Origin of the sequence: Bacillus sp. BD48 (assembly GCF_046566805.1) — a bacterium.
In the GTDB taxonomy this organism is placed as follows: Bacteria; Bacillota; Bacilli; order Bacillales; family Bacillaceae; genus Bacillus; species Bacillus safensis.
The window spans coordinates 754,291-778,521 of record NZ_JANGFM010000001.1; the positions used below are offsets into that span (position 1 = coordinate 754,291).

Consider the following 24,231-nt stretch of genomic DNA (forward strand, 5'->3'; position numbering starts at 1 on the left):
CCTATCACTTACAGATCAAAGGAGATTTTATGGAGACTAAACCTTATCTAATCGCACTTGACCTGGATGGCACATTATTAAAAGATGATAAAACCATTTCTGCGCATACACTTGACGTCATTCGAAAAGTGAGAGACAGCGGACATCACGTCTGTATATCAACAGGCCGGCCATTTCGATCCAGCTCTCCTTATTATCAGCAATTACAGCTTGATTCACCCATTGTGAATTTTAACGGAGCGTTTGTCCATCATCCTCTTGATGAAAAATGGGGCAGATTTCATACGTCACTTGATCTTCAAGTGGTCAAACAGCTTGTAGACATTAGTGAAGAATATAAAGTGCACAATGTGTTAGCTGAAGTGTTAGATGATTTGTATTTCCATTATCATGATGAAAAACTCATTGATATATTTAATATGAATGCAAACAAAGTCACCGTTGGAGACCTTAGGGACAACCTTGGGGAGAATGTGACGAGCGTGTTAATTCATGCAAAAGAAGAGGACGTCGGAGCCATTCGAAGCTATTTATCAGATGTTCATGCAGAAGTGATTGATCACAGGCGCTGGGCTGCCCCGTGGCACGTGATTGAAATCATTAAAACAGGCATGAACAAAGCCGTTGGACTGCAAAAGATCAGTGATTATTACGGCGTTCCTAAGGAGCGGATTGTGGCATTCGGAGATGAAGACAATGATTTAGAAATGCTTGAATTTGCTGGATGCGGTGTGGCAATGGGCAACGGAATTGATGCCGTGAAACGTGTCTCAAATGAAGTCACTGATACGAATGAACAAGATGGGATTGCAAAGTTTCTAACGAATTACTTCTCGCTTTAATTTTTCCATTCATACATAGCAGATGGAAACGGGCATACTACCGTTAGACAGGTTGTCCTGTCAGCTTGTGTAAAGGGGCGGATTCCGAATGGGTAAAAGAAGCAAATCGAAACGCTTTATACAACAAGGTAAAGATTCTGTCAGTCTTCATGACGCACGTTTTCCTTATCGTTCGACACTTGAAGAAGCGTCAGACAGAGGAAATATGAAGACTGATGCTTCTGGAGGTTCATTGTGAGAAACGAACTTTTTGATCAAGCCAAATCATTTACTGAAGAAGCACTTACTTCTTCATTTTCATCTGGGTTAGAGCGTCAGCAGGCGGTCAAACGAGCGAAAAATGCCGTATCCTCTGCATTTGCTAATTCGACAGATGCAGAAAGAAACCAGCTGCATACCTTCCAAGACTTGCTCGATGATCTCTAACATAAAAAAGCTGTCCACCTAATGTGGCCAGCTTTTTCTGATTCCCGTGCTTATTTGACTTGGAACGTTTTCTTCTCCGTGATTTGCTTCAGCCCTTCTGCTCTTCCTTTAAACGTTACGACCGCTTCGTATGTTCCCGGCTTTACACCGTTTGACCATGTATCTTGAAAATCATAGGCTTCGCCTTTTTTCAGTACAAAAGATTGGATGGCCTGTGTGAACATGCGGTCTTTCGAATAGCGGTATTGTTCATTCCCGTTTTCGTCATACACACTAAGTTCGAATTTTTGGCTTGTGTTAAAAGTAAATTCAATATCTCGATCTGATTCATTTTTCAGTGACATGTTAAATTGAACTGAAGAACCTTTCTGGACGGGGTCTACTGTGAGCTCAACCGTTTTTTCTCCCATTTGACCGGATACCTCCTTGTCTGGTTCATCCTTTTTTTGTTGTCCACAAGCGGCTAAAACCAATACAATGAGAAGAAGCACAAACCCTTTTTTCATCTGCTACCCACCTTTTAATCTCGTCTGAAAAATCCAAGAATATTGGTTGTCTGCACAATATTTGTAAAGGCTTTTGGATCGACTTCTTTAATAATTTGTTCAAGTTCATACAGCTCATACCTTGTAATGACGATCACCATCATTTCCTTTTGCTCGTTGGTGAATGCGCCTTTTGCAGGTACAGTCGTAATGCCTCTGACCATTTTTCCATAAATGGCTTCTTTGATTTCATCTGCTTTCTTCGTGACAATCATCGCGGTCAGCTTCTCATGTCTTGTATGGATGGCATCAATGACCCTTGTGGTCACATATAATGTGACAAGGGTATATAATGCTTTCTCCCAACCTTGTAATAATCCTGCTGTAAAAATGATGATTCCATTTAAAATGAAGAAATACGTGCCAACTGGTTTATCCTTCCACTTCGCTAAAACCATGGCAACAATGTCGAGTCCGCCTGTTGATGCCCCGTATTTGAGCGTAATCCCAATCCCTACTGCGGATATGACACCGCCAAACACAGCATTTAATAAAATATCGTGGGAAACACTCGTTTCTGGTAAAATGCCGAGGAAAATGGTCGTCAGTGCAACACTGATGATGCTGTACAAAGTAAAGGAACGGCCAACTTTCATCCAGCCTAAAATGCCGACTGGAATGTTTAAAATAAATAATAGAATCCCTGTTGATACATAAAATGGCGCATATTGATCGATTAAGCTAGATAGCAGCTGGGCAACCCCTGTAAAACCGCTCGCATATACGTCAGCTGGGATTAAGAATAAATTCAGTCCAATCGCATTGAGTAATGCACCAATAACGACGACAATGAGTTTTTTTGCTTCTCCAATGAACATGTTGTCATTCCTCCACTTACCATTCTCTCTATGGTTTTCCCTAAAATTTAGAATTTGAACACGAAAAGATGATTTCTATGATATAGTTAGGCTAAAAAGATGTAAAATATGGCTTATTTTTTAGAAAGAAGGGATTTATATGACTGTTCATATCATAGCAGACAGTGCTGCTGATCTGCCTCTTTCTTATTATGATGAACATAACATAACGCTCATTCCGCTCCGCGTGTTGCTTGGCGAGCAGGAATTTGAGGATTTAATCACCATTGAACCAAAACAAGTATTTGATGCGATGAGACAAGGAGCCAGTCCAAAAACGTCACAGGCTTCACCAAACCGGATCAAGGAAGCCTTTGTTTCTGCCGCTCAAACCCATACATCTGCCATCTATGTCGCTTTTTCATCAGAGCTTTCTGGTACATACCAAACAGCTGTGATGATGGCAAACGAAGTGAAGGAAGAATACCCTGATTTTGATTTACGAATCATTGATTCTAAATGCGCTTCACTCGGCTATGGGCTTGCTGTCAAACACGCTCAATCACTTGCCATTGACGGAAATACAATACAAGAAATTGAAACGTCTGTAAAGCATTTTTGCGAATCTTTACAACATATTTTTACTGTAGACGATTTAACGTATTTAGCAAGAGGCGGAAGAATCAGTAAAGCGTCCGCATTTGTTGGCGGTTTGTTAAGCATTAAGCCCATTTTACATGTTGAAGATGGAAAACTCATCCCGCTTGAAAAAATCCGCGGACGTAAAAAACTGCTGAAACGCATTATTGAACTGATGAAAGAACGCGGAACGGATTGGTCGAACCAAACAGTTGGCATTAGTCACGGTGATGATCCTGCACTGGCAGAAGACATGAGACAACTAATCGAAGCCGAATTTCACCCAAAAGAAATTGATATTCAGATCATCGGCGCCGCTGTTGGGTCCCATTCTGGACCTAGCACACTTGCGATCTTTTTTACAGGCAAATGATCATAAAAAGCACCCTTCCCTGACACAACACGGGAAGGGTGCTTTTCTTATGAAAGTTTAAATCGATGGACGGTTTCATTTAACCTTGCCGTCATATTCATCAATTCTTCGACCTGTTTGTTCATTTGATGGAACGATTGCAGCTGTTCATTGGCTGAGGCAGAAATTTCTTCGCTGCCAGCTGCTGTTTCTTCTACCACTGCACTAATATTTTCAATCGAGTGCAGCACTTGTCCGCCAAGTTCTGTTGATTGCATAATTTGGTCATTTAAGACCGCCATTTCTTGTTTAATATGCTGCGCTTTTGTTTCTATATCTTCAAAGGAGTGTGAGGTTTTGTCCATGGCATCCTGCTGCTGAAGTGAAAGCTTGACCCCTTCTTGAACAGTTTGACTAATGGATTGAATGCCTCTTTCAATATGACTGACCATGTCAAAGATTTGTCTTGTTGCATTAGACGATTCATCAGCAAGCTTGCGAATTTCATCTGCTACAACGGCAAAGCCTTTTCCAGCTTCGCCTGCTCTTGCCGCTTCAATGGCTGCGTTTAAGGAAAGCAGGTTTGTTTGGTCCGCAATGTCAGAAACCGTTTTGGCCATGGCCGAGATTCCGCTGGCGTATTGCGTGAATTCTCCTGCTGATTCTTCGATTTGTCTCGTGGCATGTGTATTTTTTTCAATCGCTGTTTTTGTTTCTGTTAACGTGTGCTTTCCGCTTTCTACTGCTTCGATGGCATCCTCTGTACTGCGGATGACCGTTTGTGAGCGTTCGGAATTTTTACGTCCATGCTGGTCCATTTTCTCAATCAAGCTGACGCCATGCTGGAGGTCTTCTGAAATCGCTTGTGACCCATTGGCCATTTCGTCTGTTGAGACAGATACTTGATTCGCAGACTCCATCATCTTTTTATTTTCATCATTCAGATGGATCGAGAATGTCTCTACTCGGCTTGAGACAGTGCTGATTTCTTTAATCAGACTAATCAGCTGATCTGTCATTTGATTAAAGGATTCATTCAAGCCGCCGATTTCATCCTTGCGCTGAATATCCATCCGCTCCACAGCAAGATTGCCTTCTGCGATCTGCTTTGCTCTGAAGGATAGTGATTTGATGGGTGTCACGATGGATCGCGTTAATCCAATATTCAAAAAGACGGCAATGACAATCAGTGTGAGTGCTGAGACGAGTGCACTTGTAATAATCCATTGCACATTGTCTGCTGCAGCCTCTAGATTTCGTTTATACGCTTCTTCTGCTCTTTTATTCAACGTATGCACATCGTTTAAAACGCCATCAATTCTTGCTGCCACACGTCTTGCATCCGAGGCGTTTTTTTCACCAATGGCGTTGTTTGCTTCCTTGGTCCACGTGTCATATTTTGAATTTAACCTTGTTAATGCCTCTTTGTTCATATTTCCTGCATGTTTGTTTAACGTTTGCAGCTGTTTTTTTGCTGTAGAAATATCGTTTTGAACGATCTCTAGCTGTTCATCTGAGAGTGTCATCGAATAATTGGTCATGGCTTGCTCGACACTTTCAAAGCTTGCCTTCGTTTTTTGTACGTTTAATAAGGTTTGGACATCTGTCTCATTTGATGATTGGATCTTTGTCATGCTGACAATGATAAAGGCGATGACGCCAACTGCTAAAAGAAGTGAAATAAGTGAGTTAAGTAAAATTTTGACGCGTAAACTCATGATGCGTCCCCCTCTTCTTTTAGAAGCGTCTGCTTCAGACCATTTAATTTTTTGGTCAATGTCTCAGCATTTTTCAGAACCCGGATTTTTGCCATATCGATTCCATCATTGCTTAAGTCATAGACAACATGCCCGCTTTTCATTTGATTGTTCTTGACGAGCTGTTCGCTGAATTGATAGACCACTTCATCGACTTTTTTCACCATAGACGAAATGACCGCTTTTTCAGCAGTATAGTACTGATCACTGTCTACACCAATGGCATATTTACCCTGTGACTGCGCTTCTTTTAATACACCGACACCTGTATAACCGGCTGCGGCATATAAAACGTCTGCTTTCTTTTTGATCATGTCTTTGGCTATTTTACTACCTTTGCCTGCATCACTAAACGTACCGGCATAGGTGGATAATATTTTGATTTTCGGATTGACTGATTTGGCACCTTTTTGAAATCCTTTTTCAAAACGATGAATGACATCTGCGTCAACACCGCCAACAAATCCAATGACATCGCTTTTCGTTGTCATCGCAGCAAGTGCACCTGCTAAATAGCTGCCTTGCTCTTCTTTAAACGTCACAGAGGTCACATTTTTCAGCTCAGAAACAGCATCGATCAGAAGAAACTGCTTCTTCGGATATTTCTTTGCGACTTTTTCTAGGTCTTCTTGCATACTGAAACCTACACCGATGATGAGGTCATTACCTTCTTTTACGAGCTCTGTCAGCCCTTTTTCATATGTGTCAGTTTCTGCTATTTCTCTATAATCAAATTCAATGCCAAGCTCATCACGTGCTTTTTCTAATCCTTTAAATGATGAATCGTTAAATGATTGATCACCAAGACCATCATCTGTGAGCATAACGCCAATATGCTTCGCAGTTGATTTTGGCGCCCCCTCCTGTTGATTACCGCATGCGGCGAGCACCATAAGCATGGCTGCCATCAGAAGTAATGAAATCTTCACTTTCATCCAAAAACACACTCCTTTTATCATCCTTACTCCTTTTTTATCGGATTTGAGGGGCGTTGTTTCAATGATCTAGTGAAGGTTTTTCATGACTTTTTTCATAGAAAAAATCCATTATTTAAGACAAAAATAAAAAAGTGAGCAAATGCTCACTTTTTCTCGTATGTCCAGCCTTCTTTTTGGTAAACTAAATCATTTTTCATGAGATGACCTAGTGCTCGTTTAAAGGCTGCTTTGCTCATTTGAAATCTTTCGCGGATGTCCTCTGGATCACTTTTATCCCCATAAGGCATAGCGCCGTTTCTTGTTCTCATATAGGTTAAAATTTCTTCTGCATCGACAGATAATGCCTCCTGTTTTCTAGGAAGCAGAGAAACGTTCACGGTTCCATCCTCTTTCACTGCAATGACGCGTCCTGTAACAGTCGATCCTAATCTAGGCTCTTCCTTTCGTTCCGTGCGGTGGATAAACCCACGCACGCCTGTATCTGTCAGCATAAAAGAACCTGTCGCAATTAAGCGATAGATTGTTCCAGTGATTTCTTTGTTCATTAAGGTTTCTGGTGCCTCAGTAAACAATTCACTGATCACATCTTCTGTGGCTGGTTTTGCGAACATTCTGCCGTAGCTTGTGACTTTCAGCATACAGTAGAGTTTGTCTCCTTTTTTCGGCCATGCTTCTTCAAAAGGCGGGAGGTGTTCTGTTGCAACAAGTGCATCCTTTGACAGCCCAACATCGACAAATGCGCCCATGTCTTCTACCACGTCCACGACTTCTACCCAGTCGTATGTATGTGCGTTAATTGTAGGTATTTTCATCGTGGCAGCAAGTCTTTCTTCATGATCTACATATAAGTAGACCTCTACTTCATCTCGGTCACCAATATCTTCTGTCATTTCACTGCGATGTAAGAGGACCGAATCTTCACCGTCTGTCAAAAAGTAGCCGTATTCCATTTCGTTCTCTATTTGCAAGGTCAGTTGCTCACCTGGTCTCATGTTCTCTTCCTTCCTATCTGCCCATAAAAGAGCGTTCGTTCATCTTTTGATTCACTCTATTCTACTATACTTCTCCCCGCATGAACATCTCTAGTTCTGTTAGCTAAAGTGGACAAACTGGACACGATTTATACGGCTGGCGGCTTTACTCTTTGATAAAGTTTTCTTCTTCTGTTAATTGCATGATAAAATAGACGCAATATCTAAATTTGGAGGTCATGTGTGATGGCAAAAGAAAGCTCATTTGACATTGTATCGAAGGTTGAACTGCCTGAGGTGCAAAACGCTGTTCAAGCAGCACTGAAAGAAATTAAAAACCGTTATGATTTTAAAGGAAGTAAAAGTGATATTTCTCTCGAAAAAGAAGAGCTTGTTCTCATTTCTGATGATGACTTCAAACTTGAGCAGCTAAAGGATGTGCTTGTGACAAAGCTGATCAAACGAAATGTTCCAACTAAAAACATCGATTACGGAAAAACTGAGCATGCCCTAGGCGGTACAGTACGTCAGCGTGCGAAGCTGATCAGCGGGATTGATCAAGACAACGCCAAAAAGATCAACGCGCTCATCAAGCAGTCTGGCATCAAAGTGAAATCACAATTTCAGGATGACCAAGTGCGTGTGACAGGGAAAAATAAAGATGATTTACAAGAGGTTATTTCTCTTATGCGCAAGGCCGATTTGCCGATTGATGTCCAATTTATAAATTTTCGATAAATTTCAAATTTTCCATTGATTATTTCTGCATTTTTCGTTACAGTTGATGGAAGTTCAATTCATTGACATGTTCATATTGCTTTCTTATCAAGAGAGGCAGAGGGACTGGCCCTGTGAAGCCTCAGCAACCGGTGTAGTAGAAATCTATTTTCTATGACCAAGGTGCTAAATCCAGCAAGCAACTGCTTGGAAGATAAGGAGAAGAATTACGATACAGCCAAAAAGTCTTCTTCTTATCAGAAGGCTTTTTTTGTTACATAGAAATAAGGAGGAATACAATGGGCCTATTACAAGACTTACAAAACCGCGTACTGATTGCTGACGGAGCGATGGGAACACTTTTATACTCTTACGGCATTGACCGCTGCTTTGAAGAATTAAATTTATCGAAAGAGGATGAAGTGAAACGCGTGCATGAGGCATATGTGCAGGCAGGCGCTGACATCATCCAAACGAACACTTACGGTGCGAATTATATTAAACTATCCCGCTACGGCTTAGAGGAAGAAACGAAACGCATCAATACAAAGGCTGTACAAATTGCAAAAGCAGCCGCAGGCTCTGCTTATGTACTCGGAACAGTTGGCGGCATTCGAACGTTTAACAAAAATGCCTACTCTATAGAAGAAATCAAACGAAGCTTTAGAGAGCAGCTGTACATCCTATTAAATGAAGAGCCTGATGGATTATTGCTTGAAACATATTATGATATAGAAGAAGCGAAGGCTGTTCTCCAAATTGCCCGCAAAGAAACGACTCTTCCGATTGTCATGAACGTCTCTATGCATGAACAAGGCGTTTTGCAGGATGGAACCCCGCTGAGTGATGGTTTATCTGAGTTATCATCTCTTGGTGCAGATGTCGTCGGCATCAACTGCCGGCTGGGCCCTTATCACATGATTCAGGCACTCGAAGGCGTTCCGCTTTTGGAAAATTCTCATTTATCTGTCTATCCTAACAGCAGTCTCCCCTCTCTTGAAGAAGGCAGACTCGTCTATGATACAGATAACGATTATTTCCGAAAAAGTGCACTTGAATTTAGAAATCAGGGCGCACGTATTATCGGAGGCTGCTGCGGAACAACACCCCAGCATATTAGCGCAATGGCTGAAGCGGTCAAAGATTTAGCACCGATCACTGAAAAAGAAGTGAAAGTGTTAAAAGAAGAAATCATTTCAATCCAAGATCAGCGCACTGAACCGGGTCTTGATGAGCTGGCTGTGAAAAAACGATCGATTATCGTAGAGCTTGATCCGCCGAAGAAGCTGAACTTCGAAAAATTTCTCGTTGCTGCAAATGAATTAAAGAATGCTGGCATTGATGCGTTGACGTTAGCCGATAATTCTCTTGCGACTCCGCGCATTAGCAATGTCGCTTGCGGCGCATTATTAAAGCAGCAGCTCGATATGCGTTCTCTTGTTCATATCACATGCCGCGACCGTAATTTGATTGGACTTCAATCTCATTTAATGGGGCTTGACACCCTTGGATTAACCGATATTTTAGCCATCACAGGCGATCCATCTAAAATCGGGGATTTCCCGGGTGCAACATCTGTGTATGATTTAACCTCCTTTGATTTGATTCGTCTCATCAAACAGTTTAACGAAGGCCTTTCTTTCTCAGGAAAGCCCCTTGGCAAAAAGACCAATTTTTCAGTGGCTGGCGCTTTTAACCCAAATGTGCGCCATATTGATAAAGCGGTGAAACGTCTTGAGAAAAAAATAGAATACGGTGCTGATTATTTTATTTCACAGCCTGTTTATTCTGAGGAACAGCTTGTGAAAATTCATGAGGAAAGCCGCCACTTGGATAAACCGATTTATATCGGCATTATGCCGTTAACAAGTAGCCGAAATGCAGAGTTTATTCATCACGAAATTCCTGGCATCAAATTATCTGATTCTATTCGTGACATTATGGCAAAGGCTGGTGAAGATAAGGAAAAGCAGCGAGCAGAAGGCTTAGCAATTGCCCGCTCTTTATTAGATACAGCCTGCGAATTGTTTCATGGCATTTATTTGATTACTCCTTTCCTTCGATCAGATTTAACAGCAGAATTGACCACCTACATCCATCAGAAAGAAAAGGAGTCTAACATCCATGTCAACTATCACTGAACAGCTCAAGAAACGCATCCTCGTCCTTGATGGTGCAATGGGCACAATGATTCAAAACGCCAATCTGACAGCAGAGGACTTTGGCGGAGAAGAGTATGAGGGCTGTAACGAGTATTTGAATGTGACAGCCCCTCACATCATCTCTCAGATCCATAGGGAGTACCTCGAAGCAAGTGCTGACCTCATTGAAACAAATACGTTCGGTGCGACAAAGCTCGTTCTTGACGAATATGGGCTTGGGCACCTTGCCTATGAACTCAATGTTCGAGCTGCGCAGCTGGCAAAGGCAGAAGCTGACCGTTTCTCCACACCGGAAAAGCCTCGTTTTGTTGTAGGCGCAATGGGCCCGACAACGAAAACATTATCTGTAACAGGCGGCACAACCTTCAGTGAGCTCGTCAGAAACTATGAAGAGCAGGCCCGCGCTCTAATTGACGGAAAGTGTGATGCCCTTCTTTTAGAAACAAGCCAAGACATGCTGAATGTAAAAGCTGGATTCAAAGGAATTCAGGAAGCCTTTCAGCAGACAGGCATTCAATTACCACTCATGGTATCAGGTACGATTGAACCGATGGGCACCACCCTTGCTGGTCAGGATATCGAAGCCTTTTATATCTCTCTTGAGCATATGAAACCAATCAGTGTGGGCCTTAACTGTGCGACTGGTCCAGAATTTATGACAGACCATATCCGGACTCTCTCCTCTATTGCAAAGTCAGCGGTGAGCTGCTATCCGAATGCTGGACTCCCAGATGAAGAAGGTCAATATCACGAATCCCCTGCTTCTCTTGCTAAAAAAATCGCCGCCTTCGCTAAGGAAGGCTGGTTAAATATCGTCGGCGGCTGCTGCGGAACGACACCTGCACATATTCAAGCATTGTCAGATGAAGTATGCACGCTTCAGCCGCGTCATATCACTCGCGAATCGCCGCAGCATACCGTATCAGGAATTGAACCTCTTATTTATGAGGATTCGATGCGTCCTCTTTTTGTAGGCGAACGAACCAATGTCATTGGATCTCGCAAATTCAAACGGCTCATTGCGGAACAAAAGTTTGAAGAAGCAGCAGAAATTGCTCGTGCTCAAGTGAAAAATGGCGCTCACGTCGTTGATGTGTGTCTCGCCGATCCAGACCGTGATGAGGCAGCAGACATGGAAGGTTTCTTACAAGAAGCCATGAAAAAGGTCAAAGCCCCTTTTGTCATTGATTCAACGGATAAACACGTGATTGAAAAGGCACTCACCTATTCTCAAGGGAAAGCCATCATCAATTCCATCAACCTTGAGGATGGCGAGGAACGCTTTGAAGAGATTCTTCCTCTTGTGAAGCTATATGGCGGTGCACTTGTTGTTGGCACAATTGATGAAATAGGAATGGCTGTGACAGCAGAACGAAAGCTTGAAATTGCTGTACGTTCTCACGATTTACTAACAAAGAAATATGGTATTCCCGCAAGTGACATCATTTTTGATCCGCTTGTCTTTCCTGTAGGCACTGGCGACGAGCAATATATTGGCGCCGCTGAAGAAACGATCAAAGGCATTAAAATGATCAAGGAAACCCTGCCTGAGTGCCTCACCATTTTAGGCATCAGCAACGTATCTTTTGGACTTCCGCCTGTTGGCAGAGAAATCTTAAATGCCGTCTATTTGTATCATTGCGTGCAAGCAGGGCTTGACTATGCCATTGTAAATACAGAAAAGCTTGAACGCTTCGCTTCCATTCCAAAGGAAGAAATCAAACTAGCTGAAACCTTGCTTTATGAAACAAATGATCAAACACTAGCTGAATTCACCCAATTTTACCGCGGCAAAAAGAAAACGGAGAAAAAACCAAAGGTCTCCTTATCACTTGATGAAAGGCTGGCGCTCTACGTCGTCGAAGGAACGAAAGAAGGTCTCATCGATGACCTATCCCTTGCTTTGGAGCAATATGAATCGCCGCTTCATATCATTAATGGTCCATTAATGCAGGGAATGGCTGAAGTTGGTCGTCTTTTTAATCAAAACGAACTGATTGTAGCCGAAGTGCTTCAATCGGCTGAGGTCATGAAAGCATCTGTTTCGTTCCTTGAGCAATATATGGAAAAGCAGCATGCGAGCGGGAAAGGAAAGATTCTACTTGCGACCGTAAAAGGAGATGTCCACGATATCGGGAAAAACCTTGTCGACATCATTTTGAGCAATAACGGCTTTCAAGTGGTCGACCTCGGCATCAAGGTGACACCTCAAACATTGATTGAAGCTGTGCAAAAGGAAAAACCAGATATGATCGGGTTATCAGGCTTACTTGTAAAGTCCGCCCAGCAAATGGTATTAACCGCTCAGGATTTACAAAAAGCAAACATTTCTGTTCCTATTTTGGTCGGCGGTGCGGCCCTTTCTCGTAAATTTACGAAAATGAAAATTTCGCCTCATTATGATGGACCTGTTCTTTATGCAAAAGATGCGATGGACGGACTTTCATTAGCCAATGAGTTAAAAGCGAATCCTCTTCAATTTCAAACAAAGCCGCAAGAGGAACCAGCGGCACCTTTCAAGGAGAAAGAAGGAAAGCAGCCGAAAGCTGTCATTGAACTACTAGAAAAACGCGCAGCACTCCCGCAGGCACCGGTATTTAAACCAGAAAACACCGCACGCCATTATGTAAGGGACATCGATTTGCATCATATTATGCCTTATGTGAATGAACAAATGCTTATTGGTCATCATCTCGGTTTAAAGGGAAAGGTCAAAACCTTATTAGCTGAACAGCACCCAAAAGCATTGGAATTAAAACAGCTTGTCACGGATCTTCTAAATGAAGGCAGAGAGAAAAACTGGTTTGCACCTGCATTTGTCTATCAATTCTTCCCTGCCAATTCAAACGGAAATGATTTGCATATTTATGATCCCGAAGAGCCTGACCGCATCATTGAAACATTCCAATTCCCAAGGCAGGAGAAGCTACCGTACCGCTCCATATCTGATTATGTACGGAAAAGTGATGAAAACGAGAAAGATTATATTGCCTTATTTGCCGTCACAGCCGGCGCGCGTATACGTGAAGTCGCGCAGCAATTTAAGCAGGAAGGGGATTATTTAAAAATGCATGCTGTCCAAGCTCTGGCGCTTGAGCTTGCAGAAGGATTAGCTGAAAGAACACACCAAGTGATTCGTGACAAATGGGGCTTTCCTGACCCAGTCGATTTCACAATGGACAAACGATTCCAGGCGAAATATCAAGGGCAGCGCTATTCCTTTGGTTATCCAGCGTGTCCAAATCTTGAGGACCAAGAAAAGCTCTTCAAGCTGCTTCAGCCCGAAAAAATCGGCATCCATCTGACAGAAGGATTCATGATGGAACCTGAAGCATCTGTTTCAGCGATCGTCGTTTCCCACCCTGAAGCTCGATACTTTAATGTTCATTAATACTAGAACCTCCGTCATTGGGGGTTCTTTTTTGATATAAAATTGGAATAAATATCAATTTTTACAATAATCATCCGATAATACAAATGAAAGAAAATGACTGAAAAGGAGATGTTTGTTATGTTCAAAAAGAAAATGGGGATTTTACTGCTTGCCGGCCTCTTCATCACTGCCCCTCTCTTCCAATCACCTGCACAAGCAAGTGAAGCATCTACGAAACAAACAAAAAATTATACAGAAGAATTGGAGCACCTGTATCCAGACAGTGATTATGCCAACAATGATACGATGGAAAAAGCACAGTTCCTACAGCCTTCCCTTTATTTGAATAAATCTTATCTATATCATGAGGGAAGTATTTCTTCTATAAATGATGTCGACTTTTACCATTTCACCAGCTCCAAATTCGATGGTGCGGATGGTCGTTTTTCTATTAAACTTGTGAATGTAAAGTCAGGAAATGATTTTGATCTCTATCTTTACAATAAGAACGGCGCACTTGTGTCTTCTTCTGTGCGGACTTACAACCAAAATGAGATCATTCATATGCCGAAAATTGCTACCAGTACGGACTATTATTTAGCGGTTAAGCCTAAACAATTAGTAAATGAAGAAGATAAAACGTACCGCATTGTCTTTGACAAAAGCATTGAAAAAGCAACACTCAAACGATATGGATCGCCAGCCACACTCAACAGCTTCAATGAAGCCGGTTCTCCAAATTCTAATTTTGATTTAAGCAGCCTGCCGCAAGATGCTGTCGTGACTGGCCTTTCATTAGAGGCTGATAAAGGCAGTACAAACGCGCACAATTATGTCTTCACCGTTTCTTCCCTAAAAGGCGGGGCAGTGAATGTACCTTGGAACGGTCAAAAGGTCGATATCTCTTCCTATAAAACAAGCCAGGTTCCAGCAAACGACCGCTTTTTTGTTTCTTTCAACGCGATAGAGGTCCCTCAGTTTATTGGCGGGCGATTAATCAAAGTAGGCGTAGTGTCGATTAAAAACTTACAGCTCACCTTTGAATATGAATACAACCGGGACTTGAATTATTAAAAGGACAAAGGGCTAAAATGATCTTTATTTTAGCCCTTTCCTTTTTTCAGTGTGATAGAAAACCTTTGCAGCCCTGACAACGAATGCGAGGGCTTGTCTACACGCTGAGAGGAAAAGGATCTCCCTTTTCCTTTTTCTTTCGCCTTCTTATGATACGATACATATAGGTAAATTCAGCTAAGAAGGAGTTGCGTGAATTGGAAAACGTTGTACAACGAACATTAACACTTGATGACATACCCGATCTTATCGCATTGTCAAAAGAGGTCAACTGGCCTGATTACAATGCGGAAGAACTTACATCTCTTTTAACAAATGGATATTTTACAGGTTTTTCAACAACGGATGGACAAGTCATCTCATGTGCGGGACTTTTTCAATATGATAAAGCAGCATCAATTGGTGCTGTCATTGTATCTGAAACGCATCGCGGTTTAGGCCTTGCACGGAAAATGATTGACACCCTGCTTCGTCGAAGCGATCAAAGTGTTCCTGTCGTTTTAACCGCTACTGTACAAGGACGGCCTGTTTACGAAAAAATCGGTTTTCAAACGACCGGCTACATTCATACATACAAAGCACAGAAAACAAATCCTTCTGCGCTTCAGCTGTCAGATAAGATTCATCTGTCACCCGTTGATGAAACTCATCTCCCATCTATTGAAACACTTGACGCAAAAGGAGCAGGAGCCAATCGATCAAGCTTTTTAAAAAATCGGATGCACCGGGCAGCATTCCGAATGATCGCACAGAATGAACATCATGAAACAACCGGCTTTGCGTTTGGCGTCGAAACCCCTGCTAATCTACTGATTGGACCGCTTACAGCAAACGATGAACAAACCGCTCTCTCGCTTATCCAATCACTCATCTCGTCTTATTCAGGGGCAATTCGTTTAGATATGCAGGAAGAAACAGCTGAGCGCCTGCATGAAACACTTGTTGAAGCAGGATTTACGAAAACAAACGTAGCCCATTTTATGATGGTTCGCGGGAAAGAAAAACTGAATGATCCCGCCCTTTTCTATTTCCTTGCCTCTCAAGCATTTTCTTAAAAAACAAACAAGCTGTAGACATCAAGTGTCTACAGCTTTTCTATTACTTCTCTCCAACTGACGAAAGAACATGAGCGAGTGCATTTGTGACCTTTCCATGCTCTGATGCATGCGGGCGGTCATCTCCATCTCCATAGCCATAATCAATCATTCGATTACGATTTAAGCAAAGCTTTGTCAGCTTCGGCTGGAATAGATCAAATAATTCAAAGCGGTCCTTTAGCTGTGGAAATTGATTTTGATATTGCTGAATTTCTTCAGCAAGCAAACGCCAAAGAGTCGTTTCATCTAACAGATCGTGATTGTCTAATACGTTGGATACATAACGCAGATTGCAAATAAATAATCCTGTAAAGATAAATTGTACTAAACCTTCTGGCGGCTCACTGCGCAGCACTTCTTTTAAATCTTCTTCTAGTGAAGCTAATTCAGGCAGCGGCTGGTCACTTATATTCACATCATCAACGAAATCTTTGATCGCCAAACGATGCGGCTGATGATTTTTTAACACAAGAATCGTATTTTGACCATGCGGTGAAAAGACTGTGCCGTATTGATACATAAAGTGCAAAAGCGGCGGCATCACGACATGGAAAAACTTCGCCATCCATTCTTTTGCTGAGAGACCTGATTTTTCAATCAGCTGCTTGATATACGGCTCTCCTTCATGATCCTCATAAGTGAGTGCCGCAAGTGTAACAGGGCTCTCCCCTTCATCTAAGTACGTATAAATGCTTTCTCTAAAAATGACACCGAGCATCTCAAGATATTGATACGGCGCACCAGGCAGTTTGCTGTAGTATGGATGATCGACATTGATACTTGCATTCTCACCTGGTAAAATGACACGGCACACATCAGATAAAAATGAGTCTTGATCAGCAATCCCTTTAATATGCGCTGTAATGCGCGGGGCAATGACCGTACGTTCTGATGGGAGTCCACGGTACACGAGTGTATTTAAAATACTCATCGGCAGTTTAATATGATGCTTGCCTTTATTTGAGATATTTGTAAAGGTTCTGATCGACTGCTGCGGGATATATTGATCCAGCCCCTCTCCCAAATACACAATCCGGCGCAAGGCCAAATCTTCCGGGAAATGCTGAATAATCATATGCGTCCACTGCCACTGATGGACAGGCATCATATAATAGTCAGCCGCACTCAGTCCTTCATCCTTTAACACACGTTGAAATTGACGAATCGTGACTTCATCTAATTCTTTAGCGATCACCTGCTCATAGTTTTCATGATCGACTGCATGGAATGTTGCAAGCTCCCTGTGTACAGCAATCCAAGACAGCTGCACGCTTTCTTGCCGTTCAGGTGCATAGGCTAAGTAATCATCGTAACTGAACCCTATACGTCCTTTGTTATACACAATCCAAGGATGGCCTGTCATCTCTCCTTCAATCCATGCATAATCAGTATCTGTTAACTCATCCGCACTAAGTGCTTTTTTAGAAAGCAAATGGACATCGGCTAACAGAGTATGGTGAAGCTCTTTGATAAGATGGCCTGTTGTGTCAGAGGACATTGGAATGATCGGCTGAATGTCTATTAAAAACACAATGGCACTGACATCCTTTGACCATTCTCCATCTTGACAGCACTCAATTGATTCAGCGATTGTATCAAAACTATCAAACAATCGAGGTTTTGCCAGATAACGATATTTCTTATGTTCGTGAATGATTAATTCATACTGGGCGATGCCATCCTTACAATCCAGTTCTACAGGATGAAGCATATCCTCATACATGTATTCAGACAGCATTTTTGCCACCATTCGCTGGTTTGCCTTTTTCCAAGCAGCAGGATTCACCGCTTTTTTCAATTCATCTTGTACACTCATCGCTTCATCCTCCTTAACCTTTGATTTCTTCAAATGTGTGTGCGTTCTTGTGTGTACCAAATGTCTGGAAGACGTGCTTTTGATAAAGTGGATACACGGTTTGACGAGCAAGTTCATTGATGATCACACTGTTTCGATAAGCCCCAAGCCCCAAATCTGGAGCGCCGACCCCATGTGTATGAAGCTCTGCATTTTGTACAAAAATATCATTTTCACCTATCGTATTTGTTTTCAATCGATATTCACGTTCAACTTGGAAACGTCCTTGATCATCCCATTGAATGTGATGAGAAATAGGATTGATAAATGGCGGCAGAACTGATTGATAGCCAGTCGCCAATACGACAATATCTGTCTCATGTGTAAAAGATTCTTCCTTGACCCATTGCGTACATGAAAGTGATAATCCGCCTGTTGTTTCCTCAATCAAGTTGACCTCTGTCATGGCTTGAAGCACTGTTTTCAGCTGCTCTCCGCAGGCAGAACGTTCATAAAGCAAATGATAAATATCACGAATCATCGCCGAACTGATGCCTTTATACAGCAAATCTTGCTGTTTTAATAACGCATCCTTTTTTGTTTGCGGAAGCTCATAAAAGAAATCAATATAGTCAGGGGAAAAATATTCAAGTCCAAGGTTTGAATATTCCATTGGGAAAAATCCTTTTGACCGTGTAAACCAGTGAATATCCTGCGCCTCATCATCTGATAAAATGTCATAAAACACTTCTGCCGCACTTTGACCAGAGCCGATAACTGTCACAGATTTCCCTTTGAAACAGCCTTCTTTCTTTCGTTTTAAATAGTCAGCGGAGTGAAAAACCTTCTCTCCTAAAGCTGGCTGGAGCGATGCGGGTATCGCTGGCTGCGTGCCAATTCCTAAAACAAGATGCTTGCTTTCAAACACCTCTACAGTTTCATCCTTTACATGACGGACATGCACTTCATAGCGCTTTTCCCCTGCCTTTTCGATCAGTGATACAGATTCTACATTCATGCCAAATCGGCAAGAGTCTAACTGATCAGCGACCCAGCGGCAATAATGACTGTATTCCTTGCGCGGGATATGGAAGTCCTCTAGAAAGTAAAATGAATACAAACGGTTTTGTTCCTGCAAATAGTTGAGAAAGCTATATTTGCTTTTCACATCTGCCATGCTGACAAGGTCCGCTAAAAATGGGACTTGCAGTGTCGTCCCTTCAATGAGCATCCCTGGGTGCCAATGAAAGGCTTCACTTCTTTCAAAAAACAAAGCGTCGATTTCATTTACCTCTTCAGATAATGCGGCAAGCCCCAGGTTAAACGGGCCAATGCCGATCCCAATTACATCCACTATATTATTTTGCTTGTTGAACCGCGTCATGGTTATACTTCCTTTCGAATCGTTCTCGATCACAAAACATCAAAAGACCTGTTTTATCAGGTAAAGTGACTGGTTTTACACGTTCGAAGCCGCATTTCTCAAATACATGAATCATTTTTTCATTGCGAATATCCGGCTCAGCGACGATTTTTTCTGTTCGTTTGTTCTGCTCAAATTGAAATGCTGTCATTGCCTGAAGGAGCGGCGCAGCAAATCCTTTTCCCACATAATCCGGCTCCCCTATTAACAGGTGGACGCCTTGGTCATGCGGAGAAGGCTCATAGTAGGATTCAATGACATCCCCTTTGACGTTGTAAGCCTCAAAATAACTCATTGGCGTCCCATCAATCGTGCCTAAATAAAGGGTTTGATGCGGATCATGTATGGCCTGATAAAAATGCTTTTCAAAAGCAGGAAACGGAATATTCAAATGCCAAAATGGGTGAACGTACTCTTCTTGCATCCACTTATGGACAAGCTGGACGTCTCTTTCATATTCAGCACGAATAAACCTAATACGATGCCTCATCCAATCAGCGCCTCCTTATGTAAAAAGAGCGGATTCAAGACAGCCGTATAACGAGACTGTGTTTCCAAAGATCCTGTGAGCTCATCCATATCTTCAAATCGTGTCAGCAAATTCGCTTTTGAAGGAAGTTCTTTTGAGCGGAGAAGGCTGTTAGTCAGATCAGATGCTCCGTACGTCTCCTCATGAGCGAGCAATGTATCTCTCACGAGTGCCAGCAAGTCTTCTTCCTTTGCTAGTCCTTCCGTGCCAAAGCCATTAATGAGACCAAATAAATGATTAAAGAAGAAATAATAACGGAGTCTCTCAACGGCTACATCATCCGCACAGATGGTTTCACTTCTTACGCTCAAGTTTTGAACTAGATTTGCGAGCTTATCCTTTTTTGATTCACTATAATAGTAGCCTTGGTTGTCACGATAATAGAAAGTCTCTGGATAACCATCCTTCATTTGCACAACAGCATTTTGCTGATGAGCCTCAAGTGCAAGACCATACGTTTCAAACAGCCAGAGCATCGGCTTTAACGAAATGTTCAAATATTGTTTAAACCAATCTTGGCTGACCGCTTCTGTTGACCGGCCTTCTGCGTCTGCAAGTTTATGAATAATTCCTGCTAATCTCGATTTTCCTCCGTACGCATGATCCTGACATAGCCCAGCAATTAAGCTTGCGCCTTTTTCACGATGCAAAAATGGATTTTGACGAATGACCACTTCAAAGCCAGATTCCGCTTCATCTCCTCGAATAGAGAGATATGCAGGATCTTCAATGACCCGGAATCCAGAGAATTTTTCATATAAAGAAACGCCTAATTCTGTTTTTAAGATGCGGGACATCTCAACTCCTCGATCCAGTTCCTTTTGTTTATTGATACGTAAAGAGTTCGTAATTTTTACAGGAACAGAGAATTTGAGCATGTAAGCAGAATCCTTTTGATAGACCGTTCTAAAGGATGAGGTCGCTGTGTATTCAGATCCCAGCGGCCCTAAATAAGTCAGTTTCCCTTCCTCCATATATCGCTTCACGAATGCCTTCTCCATGACCACTTTGACTTGCAGCGGATGAATCGGAATGAGCACATATTCTCCGTTTTCTGTTAACATATTCAGTCTCTCTGTTTCTTCTGGTACCTGACGCGAAAGCTCTTCTAACATGAGGCTTGCCGCAGGCTGTAAAATAGACGAATCCTGAAGCACAATCGAATGGTGCGCTTTAAAGTAATGAAGCTGGAAAGCTCCTTTCAGCTCAGGAGAATAGACGGCTTCCTCCTCTTCTGTCATCCCTTGTCTGCTTTTTGGTGTAGGATGTGTTAAATGTCCAAGGAGAAGTGACTGCTCAGCCTCGATGTACTCAAAATCAGCTTGAGATAAAGCAGCTTGATCACTTTCTCTCTCCTTTAAGAATCGTTCAATATTTCGGCAGCTTAAAATGATGCGAAGCATGAATTCATCCTCTGCATCAGTGCGGCCATATTCAATGAGCAGCTCCTTTGAACATAAAGCAACAAGTGTCGTATAATCGACGATCGTTCCCTCTTGCTCGCTGCCATCCGGACGAAAGCGAATCGGAAAATCAAAGAGATGGCGGCCTACAGGTGAAAAATATCGGATCGGAATCACAAGCTCAAGGTCTTGCTTTGCCAGTTTTGCCACGAATACAAGCGAACCATCTGCTTTCGTCTCTTTTTTTGCAGATCGATCGATTCCTGTTTCACGTAAAAAACAGTTTAAAAAGCTTTGCATAGTTGCATTTTCAGCCATTTGTTTATATTGACTCAACGTAGTACCCTCCCGGATTGAATATGAGCGATCCCGATATCAACGATGTCAGAAAGGATTTCCTCAATATGTGTGATTGTCGTTCTCGGATTTAACAAAGTGAATTTTAAGCATGTTTGACCATCCACCACTGTTTTCGCAATGACAGCAGCTCCTGATTTGAACAGCGTTCGATGAATGATTTTATTGATGTCATCCGCTCGGTGATCATCCTTAAATCGAAACACAACTGCATTGATTTCCGGCTCAGGATTGATCACTTCAAGGTGATCATTTCTCTCAATAAGTGCAGCAACATCCTTCGCAAAATCAATGGTAAGGTCAATGATGTCACCAAACCCTTCCTCCCCAATTAGACGAAGAGAAAGAAGCAATTTCAGTGCGTCGAATCGGCGCGTCGTTTGGACAGATTTATTGACGAGGTGTAGAATTCCATCCAGTTCATCTTCCTTTGGATTGAGATAATCTGCATGATAATTAATCAAACCAAAATGCCTTTTATCCTTCAGCAAAAATGCCCCGCAGGAGATCGGCTGATAAAATTGTTTATGAAAGTCGATCGTGATGGAATCAGCAAGCTCAATACCGTCTAATTTACGCCCGTAGGTTTCGCTTAATACAAGCGCACCGCCGTAGGCAGCATCTGCGTGAATCCACAGACCAAATGGCTTGACGATGTCATACACATCTCGAACCGGGTCAATACTGCCAAAATCAGTTGTCCCGCAAGTCGCCACTACCGCAAAAGGCAGGAGATCCTGTTCCTTTAACTTAAGCAGTTTCTTCTTCAAATCATTGAGGTCCATACGGTGATGCTCATCCGTCTCTACCAGAACGACTGCCTGCTCCCCTAAGCCTAGCTGGGATGCAGATTTCTTCACAGTGAAATGAGCATTCTTAGAACAAAGAATTCTCATACGGTGGGCCTCACTCGGCAAGCCTTTCTGCTGAACATTCCATTGCCATGTGTTTTCACAAAATGCATCTCTTGCAAGAAGCAGCCCCATGTAGTTAGATTGGGTTCCACCGCTCGTAAATGTCCCATCTGCTAGATTTCCATAAGAAAACTTCGCACATAGCCACTTTAGAATTTCCTCCTCAACCAAAGATGCAATACCGCTTTGATCAAAAGAATCCATTGATTGATTAAATGAACTTACTATCACCTCTGCGGCAAGAGCAGGTATAAGCGGCGGACAATGCAAATGTGCCAAACATTTAGGGTGCGATACATCAACGAGATGCGGCAAAAGGTGCTGCTTTATATTTTGAAAAACAGATTCCATTGATTCGCCAGACGGTTGAAACTGAAATAATGATTCGACACTAGCCGCTAATTTCCCAGGCAATATTCCGCTGTATGGACCTTGGTCTTTTTGCCACTGATCCAGTAGGCTGTCGATAGATGTATGAAGAGCCGCTTGGAAGGACTCTCTTCCAAGCTGGCTTTGATTGATAAATAATGAATCAACAGAAGCCTTAGTTGATTGCATCGTAAACGGCCTCTCTAAAAATAGCGATGACTTGTTCAAGCTGCTCTTCAGTCATGATCAATGGCGGTAAGAATCGAATGACGCTTCCGAAACGGCCTCCTGTCTCTACAATTAAGCCTTTATCGAAGCAATTCTTTTGAATGAGACTGGCTAGCTCAGGATTTGCTGGATAACTTCCATCCACGTCCTGTTTCTCATTTGGATTAACTATTTCAGCACCAATCATTAACCCTCTGCCTCGAACATCACCGATAGCAGGTACATTTTTTTGAATGTCTTTTAGATATGCCTGCATGCGATTCCCTAACTGGTCAACATGATCAAGCAGATTGGTTTCTTTTATAAATTTAAGCGTAGCGGTTCCTGCAGCCATCGCCATTTGATTCCCTCTAAATGTGCCAATGTGTGCACCTGGATTCCATTGATCCAAATCTTTATCATAAATCACAACTGAAAGCGGCAGGCTTCCACCAATGGCTTTAGATAATACAATGACATCTGGTACAATTCCCGCATGTTCAAAGGCAAACATCTTACCTGTTCGGCCAATGCCTGATTGAACCTCATCGATAATGAGTGGAATGCCTTTTTCATTTGTGATTCTTCTCATTTCTTTCATCCATTCAATAGATGCTGGAATTGAGCCTCCCTCACCTTGCACTGCTTCAAAGATCATACCTGCTGGCGGAAGAATACCACTTTCAGGATCATTTAATACACGCTCAATATAAGAGCTGGAAATGCGGTGTGAATCTTTCCCGCCAATTCCAAATGGGCAGCGGTATTCATATGGATAAGGCATGAAATGCACATCTGGAATTAACCCTTGCACTCTTTCCTTTGGAGACAAATTCCCGCTTAATGACATCGTGCCATGTGTCGCACCGTGATAAGCACCGTGGAAAGAAAGAATGGAACGATTTCCTGTCGCTGTCTTGACTAATTTAATCGCTGCTTCTATGGCATCACCGCCAGTTGGTCCACAAAATTGAATTTTCGCTCTCTTTGCAAACTCTTCTGGCAGGTGAGAAAAAATTTCATTCACAAATTCTTCTTTAATTTCTGAGGTTATGTCCAACGTATGCAATGGTCTTTTTTCATGAAGCATACGTTCAATAGCTTCTATAACAACCGGATGATTGTGACCAAGTGCAAGTGTTCCTGCGCCTGCGAGACAGTCATAAAACTCTCTGCCATCCGCATCTGTCACGATCATACCCTCGGCTTTTTGCATGGCTAATGGGAACCGTCTCGGGTAAGACCTTGCATTAGATTCTCTTTGACTTTGCTGCTCTAAAAATTGCTGATTTTTAGAAACGGTTTTGATGGACATTATAAAACACTCCTCCAATTGATAAAGATTATCATTTTCATTTACTAGCCTAGAGGATGTGAGATAGGAAAGTCAATTGTATTCAAAAAGATGATTCGAAAAGCATATGAATGCAATATTCTCTTTTTAATGAGTTTTTTCGAGTAATTTTTACAAACCTCTACTGCCATAAGGAGAAGGAACACATGAAACGGATTGATATTGAAAAAAATTACAAATCATTCTTCCT

20 protein-coding genes and 1 riboswitch are annotated in these 24,231 nt (G+C 42.2%); of the genes, 9 read left to right on the forward strand and 11 right to left on the reverse strand.

Features of this window, described 5'->3' with window-relative positions; translation table 11 throughout:
* Positions 1-29 precede the first annotated feature (29 nt).
* From ACLGGR_RS03925 to ACLGGR_RS03935, 3 genes are all read left to right on the forward strand, one after another.
* Positions 30-842: a Cof-type HAD-IIB family hydrolase gene (locus ACLGGR_RS03925; RefSeq protein ID WP_048238455.1), complete on the forward strand. Its 813-nt coding sequence runs from the start codon at positions 30-32 to the stop codon at positions 840-842.
* 88 nt (positions 843-930) lie between these two features.
* Positions 931-1,080, forward strand: coding sequence for a hypothetical protein (locus ACLGGR_RS03930; protein WP_024425069.1), 150 nt, complete (start codon positions 931-933; stop codon positions 1,078-1,080).
* Positions 1,077-1,268 (forward strand): DUF3813 domain-containing protein, encoded by a 192-nt coding sequence (locus ACLGGR_RS03935; RefSeq protein WP_024425070.1) that lies wholly within the window; start codon positions 1,077-1,079, stop codon positions 1,266-1,268. The genes ACLGGR_RS03930 and ACLGGR_RS03935 overlap by 4 nt, the downstream gene beginning before the upstream one ends.
* 50 nt (positions 1,269-1,318) lie before the next feature.
* Here the strand turns inward: ACLGGR_RS03935 and ACLGGR_RS03940 are convergent, their stop codons facing one another.
* Together ACLGGR_RS03940 and ACLGGR_RS03945 are read right to left on the reverse strand one after the other, a co-directional pair.
* Positions 1,319-1,774, reverse strand: a complete 456-nt coding sequence (locus ACLGGR_RS03940; RefSeq protein ID WP_410972531.1) for a BsuPI-related putative proteinase inhibitor — start codon at positions 1,772-1,774, stop codon at positions 1,319-1,321.
* Positions 1,775-1,788: 14 nt separating this feature from the next.
* Entirely contained in the window at positions 1,789-2,631 is an 843-nt protein-coding gene (locus tag ACLGGR_RS03945) for a YitT family protein (RefSeq protein WP_024425072.1), read from the reverse strand.
* Positions 2,632-2,770: 139 nt separating this feature from the next.
* Between ACLGGR_RS03945 and ACLGGR_RS03950 the strand changes: the two genes are divergently transcribed.
* Positions 2,771-3,622, forward strand: coding sequence for a DegV family protein (locus ACLGGR_RS03950; RefSeq protein WP_142944482.1), 852 nt, complete (start codon positions 2,771-2,773; stop codon positions 3,620-3,622).
* Between the two features lie 47 nt (positions 3,623-3,669).
* On the opposite strand, the gene ACLGGR_RS03955 is transcribed toward ACLGGR_RS03950, so the two are convergent.
* From ACLGGR_RS03955 to ACLGGR_RS03965, 3 genes are all read right to left on the reverse strand, one after another.
* On the reverse strand, positions 3,670-5,319 hold the full coding sequence (locus ACLGGR_RS03955) for a methyl-accepting chemotaxis protein (RefSeq protein WP_251215667.1): 1,650 nt from the start codon (positions 5,317-5,319) through the stop codon (positions 3,670-3,672).
* Positions 5,316-6,293 (reverse strand): BMP family lipoprotein, encoded by a 978-nt coding sequence (locus ACLGGR_RS03960; protein ID WP_251215668.1) that lies wholly within the window; start codon positions 6,291-6,293, stop codon positions 5,316-5,318. Before ACLGGR_RS03960 ends, ACLGGR_RS03955 begins: the two co-directional genes overlap by 4 nt.
* Before the next feature lie 146 nt (positions 6,294-6,439).
* A complete protein-coding gene (locus tag ACLGGR_RS03965) occupies positions 6,440-7,288 on the reverse strand; it encodes a CvfB family protein (RefSeq protein WP_142944479.1) in 849 nt (282 codons plus the stop codon).
* Between the two features lie 225 nt (positions 7,289-7,513).
* Here ACLGGR_RS03965 and ACLGGR_RS03970 point away from each other — a divergent pair, with 225 nt between their 5' ends.
* The 5 genes from ACLGGR_RS03970 (at position 7,514) to ACLGGR_RS03990 (ending at position 15,648) form a co-directional block, all read left to right on the forward strand.
* Positions 7,514-8,005: a YajQ family cyclic di-GMP-binding protein gene (locus ACLGGR_RS03970; RefSeq protein ID WP_012009527.1), complete on the forward strand. Its 492-nt coding sequence runs from the start codon at positions 7,514-7,516 to the stop codon at positions 8,003-8,005.
* 81 nt (positions 8,006-8,086) lie between these two features.
* A riboswitch (SAM riboswitch) is annotated at positions 8,087-8,205 on the forward strand.
* Positions 8,206-8,283: 78 nt separating this feature from the next.
* On the forward strand, positions 8,284-10,125 hold the full coding sequence (locus ACLGGR_RS03975) for a bifunctional homocysteine S-methyltransferase/methylenetetrahydrofolate reductase (protein ID WP_410972532.1): 1,842 nt from the start codon (positions 8,284-8,286) through the stop codon (positions 10,123-10,125).
* Positions 10,109-13,537 carry a methionine synthase gene (gene metH, locus ACLGGR_RS03980; protein WP_410972533.1) on the forward strand — a complete coding sequence of 1,143 codons (3,429 nt, stop codon included), beginning with the start codon at positions 10,109-10,111 and terminating at the stop codon, positions 13,535-13,537. Before ACLGGR_RS03975 ends, metH begins: the two co-directional genes overlap by 17 nt.
* 120 nt (positions 13,538-13,657) lie before the next feature.
* Positions 13,658-14,593 carry an anti protein gene (locus tag ACLGGR_RS03985; protein WP_142944476.1) on the forward strand — a complete coding sequence of 312 codons (936 nt, stop codon included), beginning with the start codon at positions 13,658-13,660 and terminating at the stop codon, positions 14,591-14,593.
* Positions 14,594-14,790: 197 nt separating this feature from the next.
* A complete protein-coding gene (locus ACLGGR_RS03990; RefSeq protein WP_410972534.1) occupies positions 14,791-15,648 on the forward strand; it encodes a GNAT family N-acetyltransferase in 858 nt (285 codons plus the stop codon).
* A gap of 43 nt (positions 15,649-15,691) precedes the next feature.
* On the opposite strand, the gene ACLGGR_RS03995 is transcribed toward ACLGGR_RS03990, so the two are convergent.
* Genes ACLGGR_RS03995 through ACLGGR_RS04020 form a run of 6 tightly spaced genes read right to left on the reverse strand, consistent with a single transcriptional unit; the run spans position 15,692 to position 24,002 of the window.
* On the reverse strand, positions 15,692-17,506 hold the full coding sequence (locus ACLGGR_RS03995) for an IucA/IucC family protein (RefSeq protein WP_410972535.1): 1,815 nt from the start codon (positions 17,504-17,506) through the stop codon (positions 15,692-15,694).
* A gap of 13 nt (positions 17,507-17,519) precedes the next feature.
* Positions 17,520-18,869 (reverse strand): lysine N(6)-hydroxylase/L-ornithine N(5)-oxygenase family protein, encoded by a 1,350-nt coding sequence (locus ACLGGR_RS04000; protein WP_410972536.1) that lies wholly within the window; start codon positions 18,867-18,869, stop codon positions 17,520-17,522.
* Positions 18,844-19,398 (reverse strand): GNAT family N-acetyltransferase, encoded by a 555-nt coding sequence (locus tag ACLGGR_RS04005; RefSeq protein ID WP_267585987.1) that lies wholly within the window; start codon positions 19,396-19,398, stop codon positions 18,844-18,846. Before ACLGGR_RS04005 ends, ACLGGR_RS04000 begins: the two co-directional genes overlap by 26 nt.
* Complete coding sequence (locus ACLGGR_RS04010) at positions 19,395-21,176, reverse strand: IucA/IucC family protein (RefSeq protein WP_410972537.1); 1,782 nt, start codon at positions 21,174-21,176, stop codon at positions 19,395-19,397. Before ACLGGR_RS04010 ends, ACLGGR_RS04005 begins: the two co-directional genes overlap by 4 nt.
* A complete protein-coding gene (locus ACLGGR_RS04015; protein ID WP_410972538.1) occupies positions 21,173-22,669 on the reverse strand; it encodes a pyridoxal phosphate-dependent decarboxylase family protein in 1,497 nt (498 codons plus the stop codon). Before ACLGGR_RS04015 ends, ACLGGR_RS04010 begins: the two co-directional genes overlap by 4 nt.
* Positions 22,656-24,002 (reverse strand): aspartate aminotransferase family protein, encoded by a 1,347-nt coding sequence (locus tag ACLGGR_RS04020; RefSeq protein ID WP_142944469.1) that lies wholly within the window; start codon positions 24,000-24,002, stop codon positions 22,656-22,658. The genes ACLGGR_RS04015 and ACLGGR_RS04020 overlap by 14 nt, the downstream gene beginning before the upstream one ends.
* Between the last annotated feature and the right edge of the window lie 229 nt (positions 24,003-24,231).

Bases quoted from the DNA above. Each gene is read 5' to 3' on its own strand.
- ACLGGR_RS03925 (WP_048238455.1), top strand. From the start codon at position 30: ATGGAGACTAAACCTTATCTAATCGCACTTGACCTGGATGGCACATTA.
- ACLGGR_RS03930 (WP_024425069.1), top strand. From the start codon at position 931: ATGGGTAAAAGAAGCAAATCGAAACGCTTTATACAACAAGGTAAAGAT.
- ACLGGR_RS03940 (WP_410972531.1), bottom strand. From the start codon at position 1,774: ATGAAAAAAGGGTTTGTGCTTCTTCTCATTGTATTGGTTTTAGCCGCT.
- ACLGGR_RS03945 (WP_024425072.1), bottom strand. From the start codon at position 2,631: ATGTTCATTGGAGAAGCAAAAAAACTCATTGTCGTCGTTATTGGTGCA.
- ACLGGR_RS03950 (WP_142944482.1), top strand. From the start codon at position 2,771: ATGACTGTTCATATCATAGCAGACAGTGCTGCTGATCTGCCTCTTTCT.
- ACLGGR_RS03955 (WP_251215667.1), bottom strand. From the start codon at position 5,319: ATGAGTTTACGCGTCAAAATTTTACTTAACTCACTTATTTCACTTCTT.
- ACLGGR_RS03960 (WP_251215668.1), bottom strand. From the start codon at position 6,293: ATGAAAGTGAAGATTTCATTACTTCTGATGGCAGCCATGCTTATGGTG.
- ACLGGR_RS03965 (WP_142944479.1), bottom strand. From the start codon at position 7,288: ATGAGACCAGGTGAGCAACTGACCTTGCAAATAGAGAACGAAATGGAA.
- ACLGGR_RS03970 (WP_012009527.1), top strand. From the start codon at position 7,514: ATGGCAAAAGAAAGCTCATTTGACATTGTATCGAAGGTTGAACTGCCT.
- ACLGGR_RS03975 (WP_410972532.1), top strand. From the start codon at position 8,284: ATGGGCCTATTACAAGACTTACAAAACCGCGTACTGATTGCTGACGGA.
- metH (WP_410972533.1), top strand. From the start codon at position 10,109: ATGTCAACTATCACTGAACAGCTCAAGAAACGCATCCTCGTCCTTGAT.
- ACLGGR_RS03985 (WP_142944476.1), top strand. From the start codon at position 13,658: ATGTTCAAAAAGAAAATGGGGATTTTACTGCTTGCCGGCCTCTTCATC.
- ACLGGR_RS03995 (WP_410972535.1), bottom strand. From the start codon at position 17,506: ATGAGTGTACAAGATGAATTGAAAAAAGCGGTGAATCCTGCTGCTTGG.
- ACLGGR_RS04000 (WP_410972536.1), bottom strand. From the start codon at position 18,869: ATGACGCGGTTCAACAAGCAAAATAATATAGTGGATGTAATTGGGATC.
- ACLGGR_RS04005 (WP_267585987.1), bottom strand. From the start codon at position 19,398: ATGAGGCATCGTATTAGGTTTATTCGTGCTGAATATGAAAGAGACGTC.
- ACLGGR_RS04015 (WP_410972538.1), bottom strand. From the start codon at position 22,669: ATGCAATCAACTAAGGCTTCTGTTGATTCATTATTTATCAATCAAAGC.
- ACLGGR_RS04020 (WP_142944469.1), bottom strand. From the start codon at position 24,002: ATGTCCATCAAAACCGTTTCTAAAAATCAGCAATTTTTAGAGCAGCAA.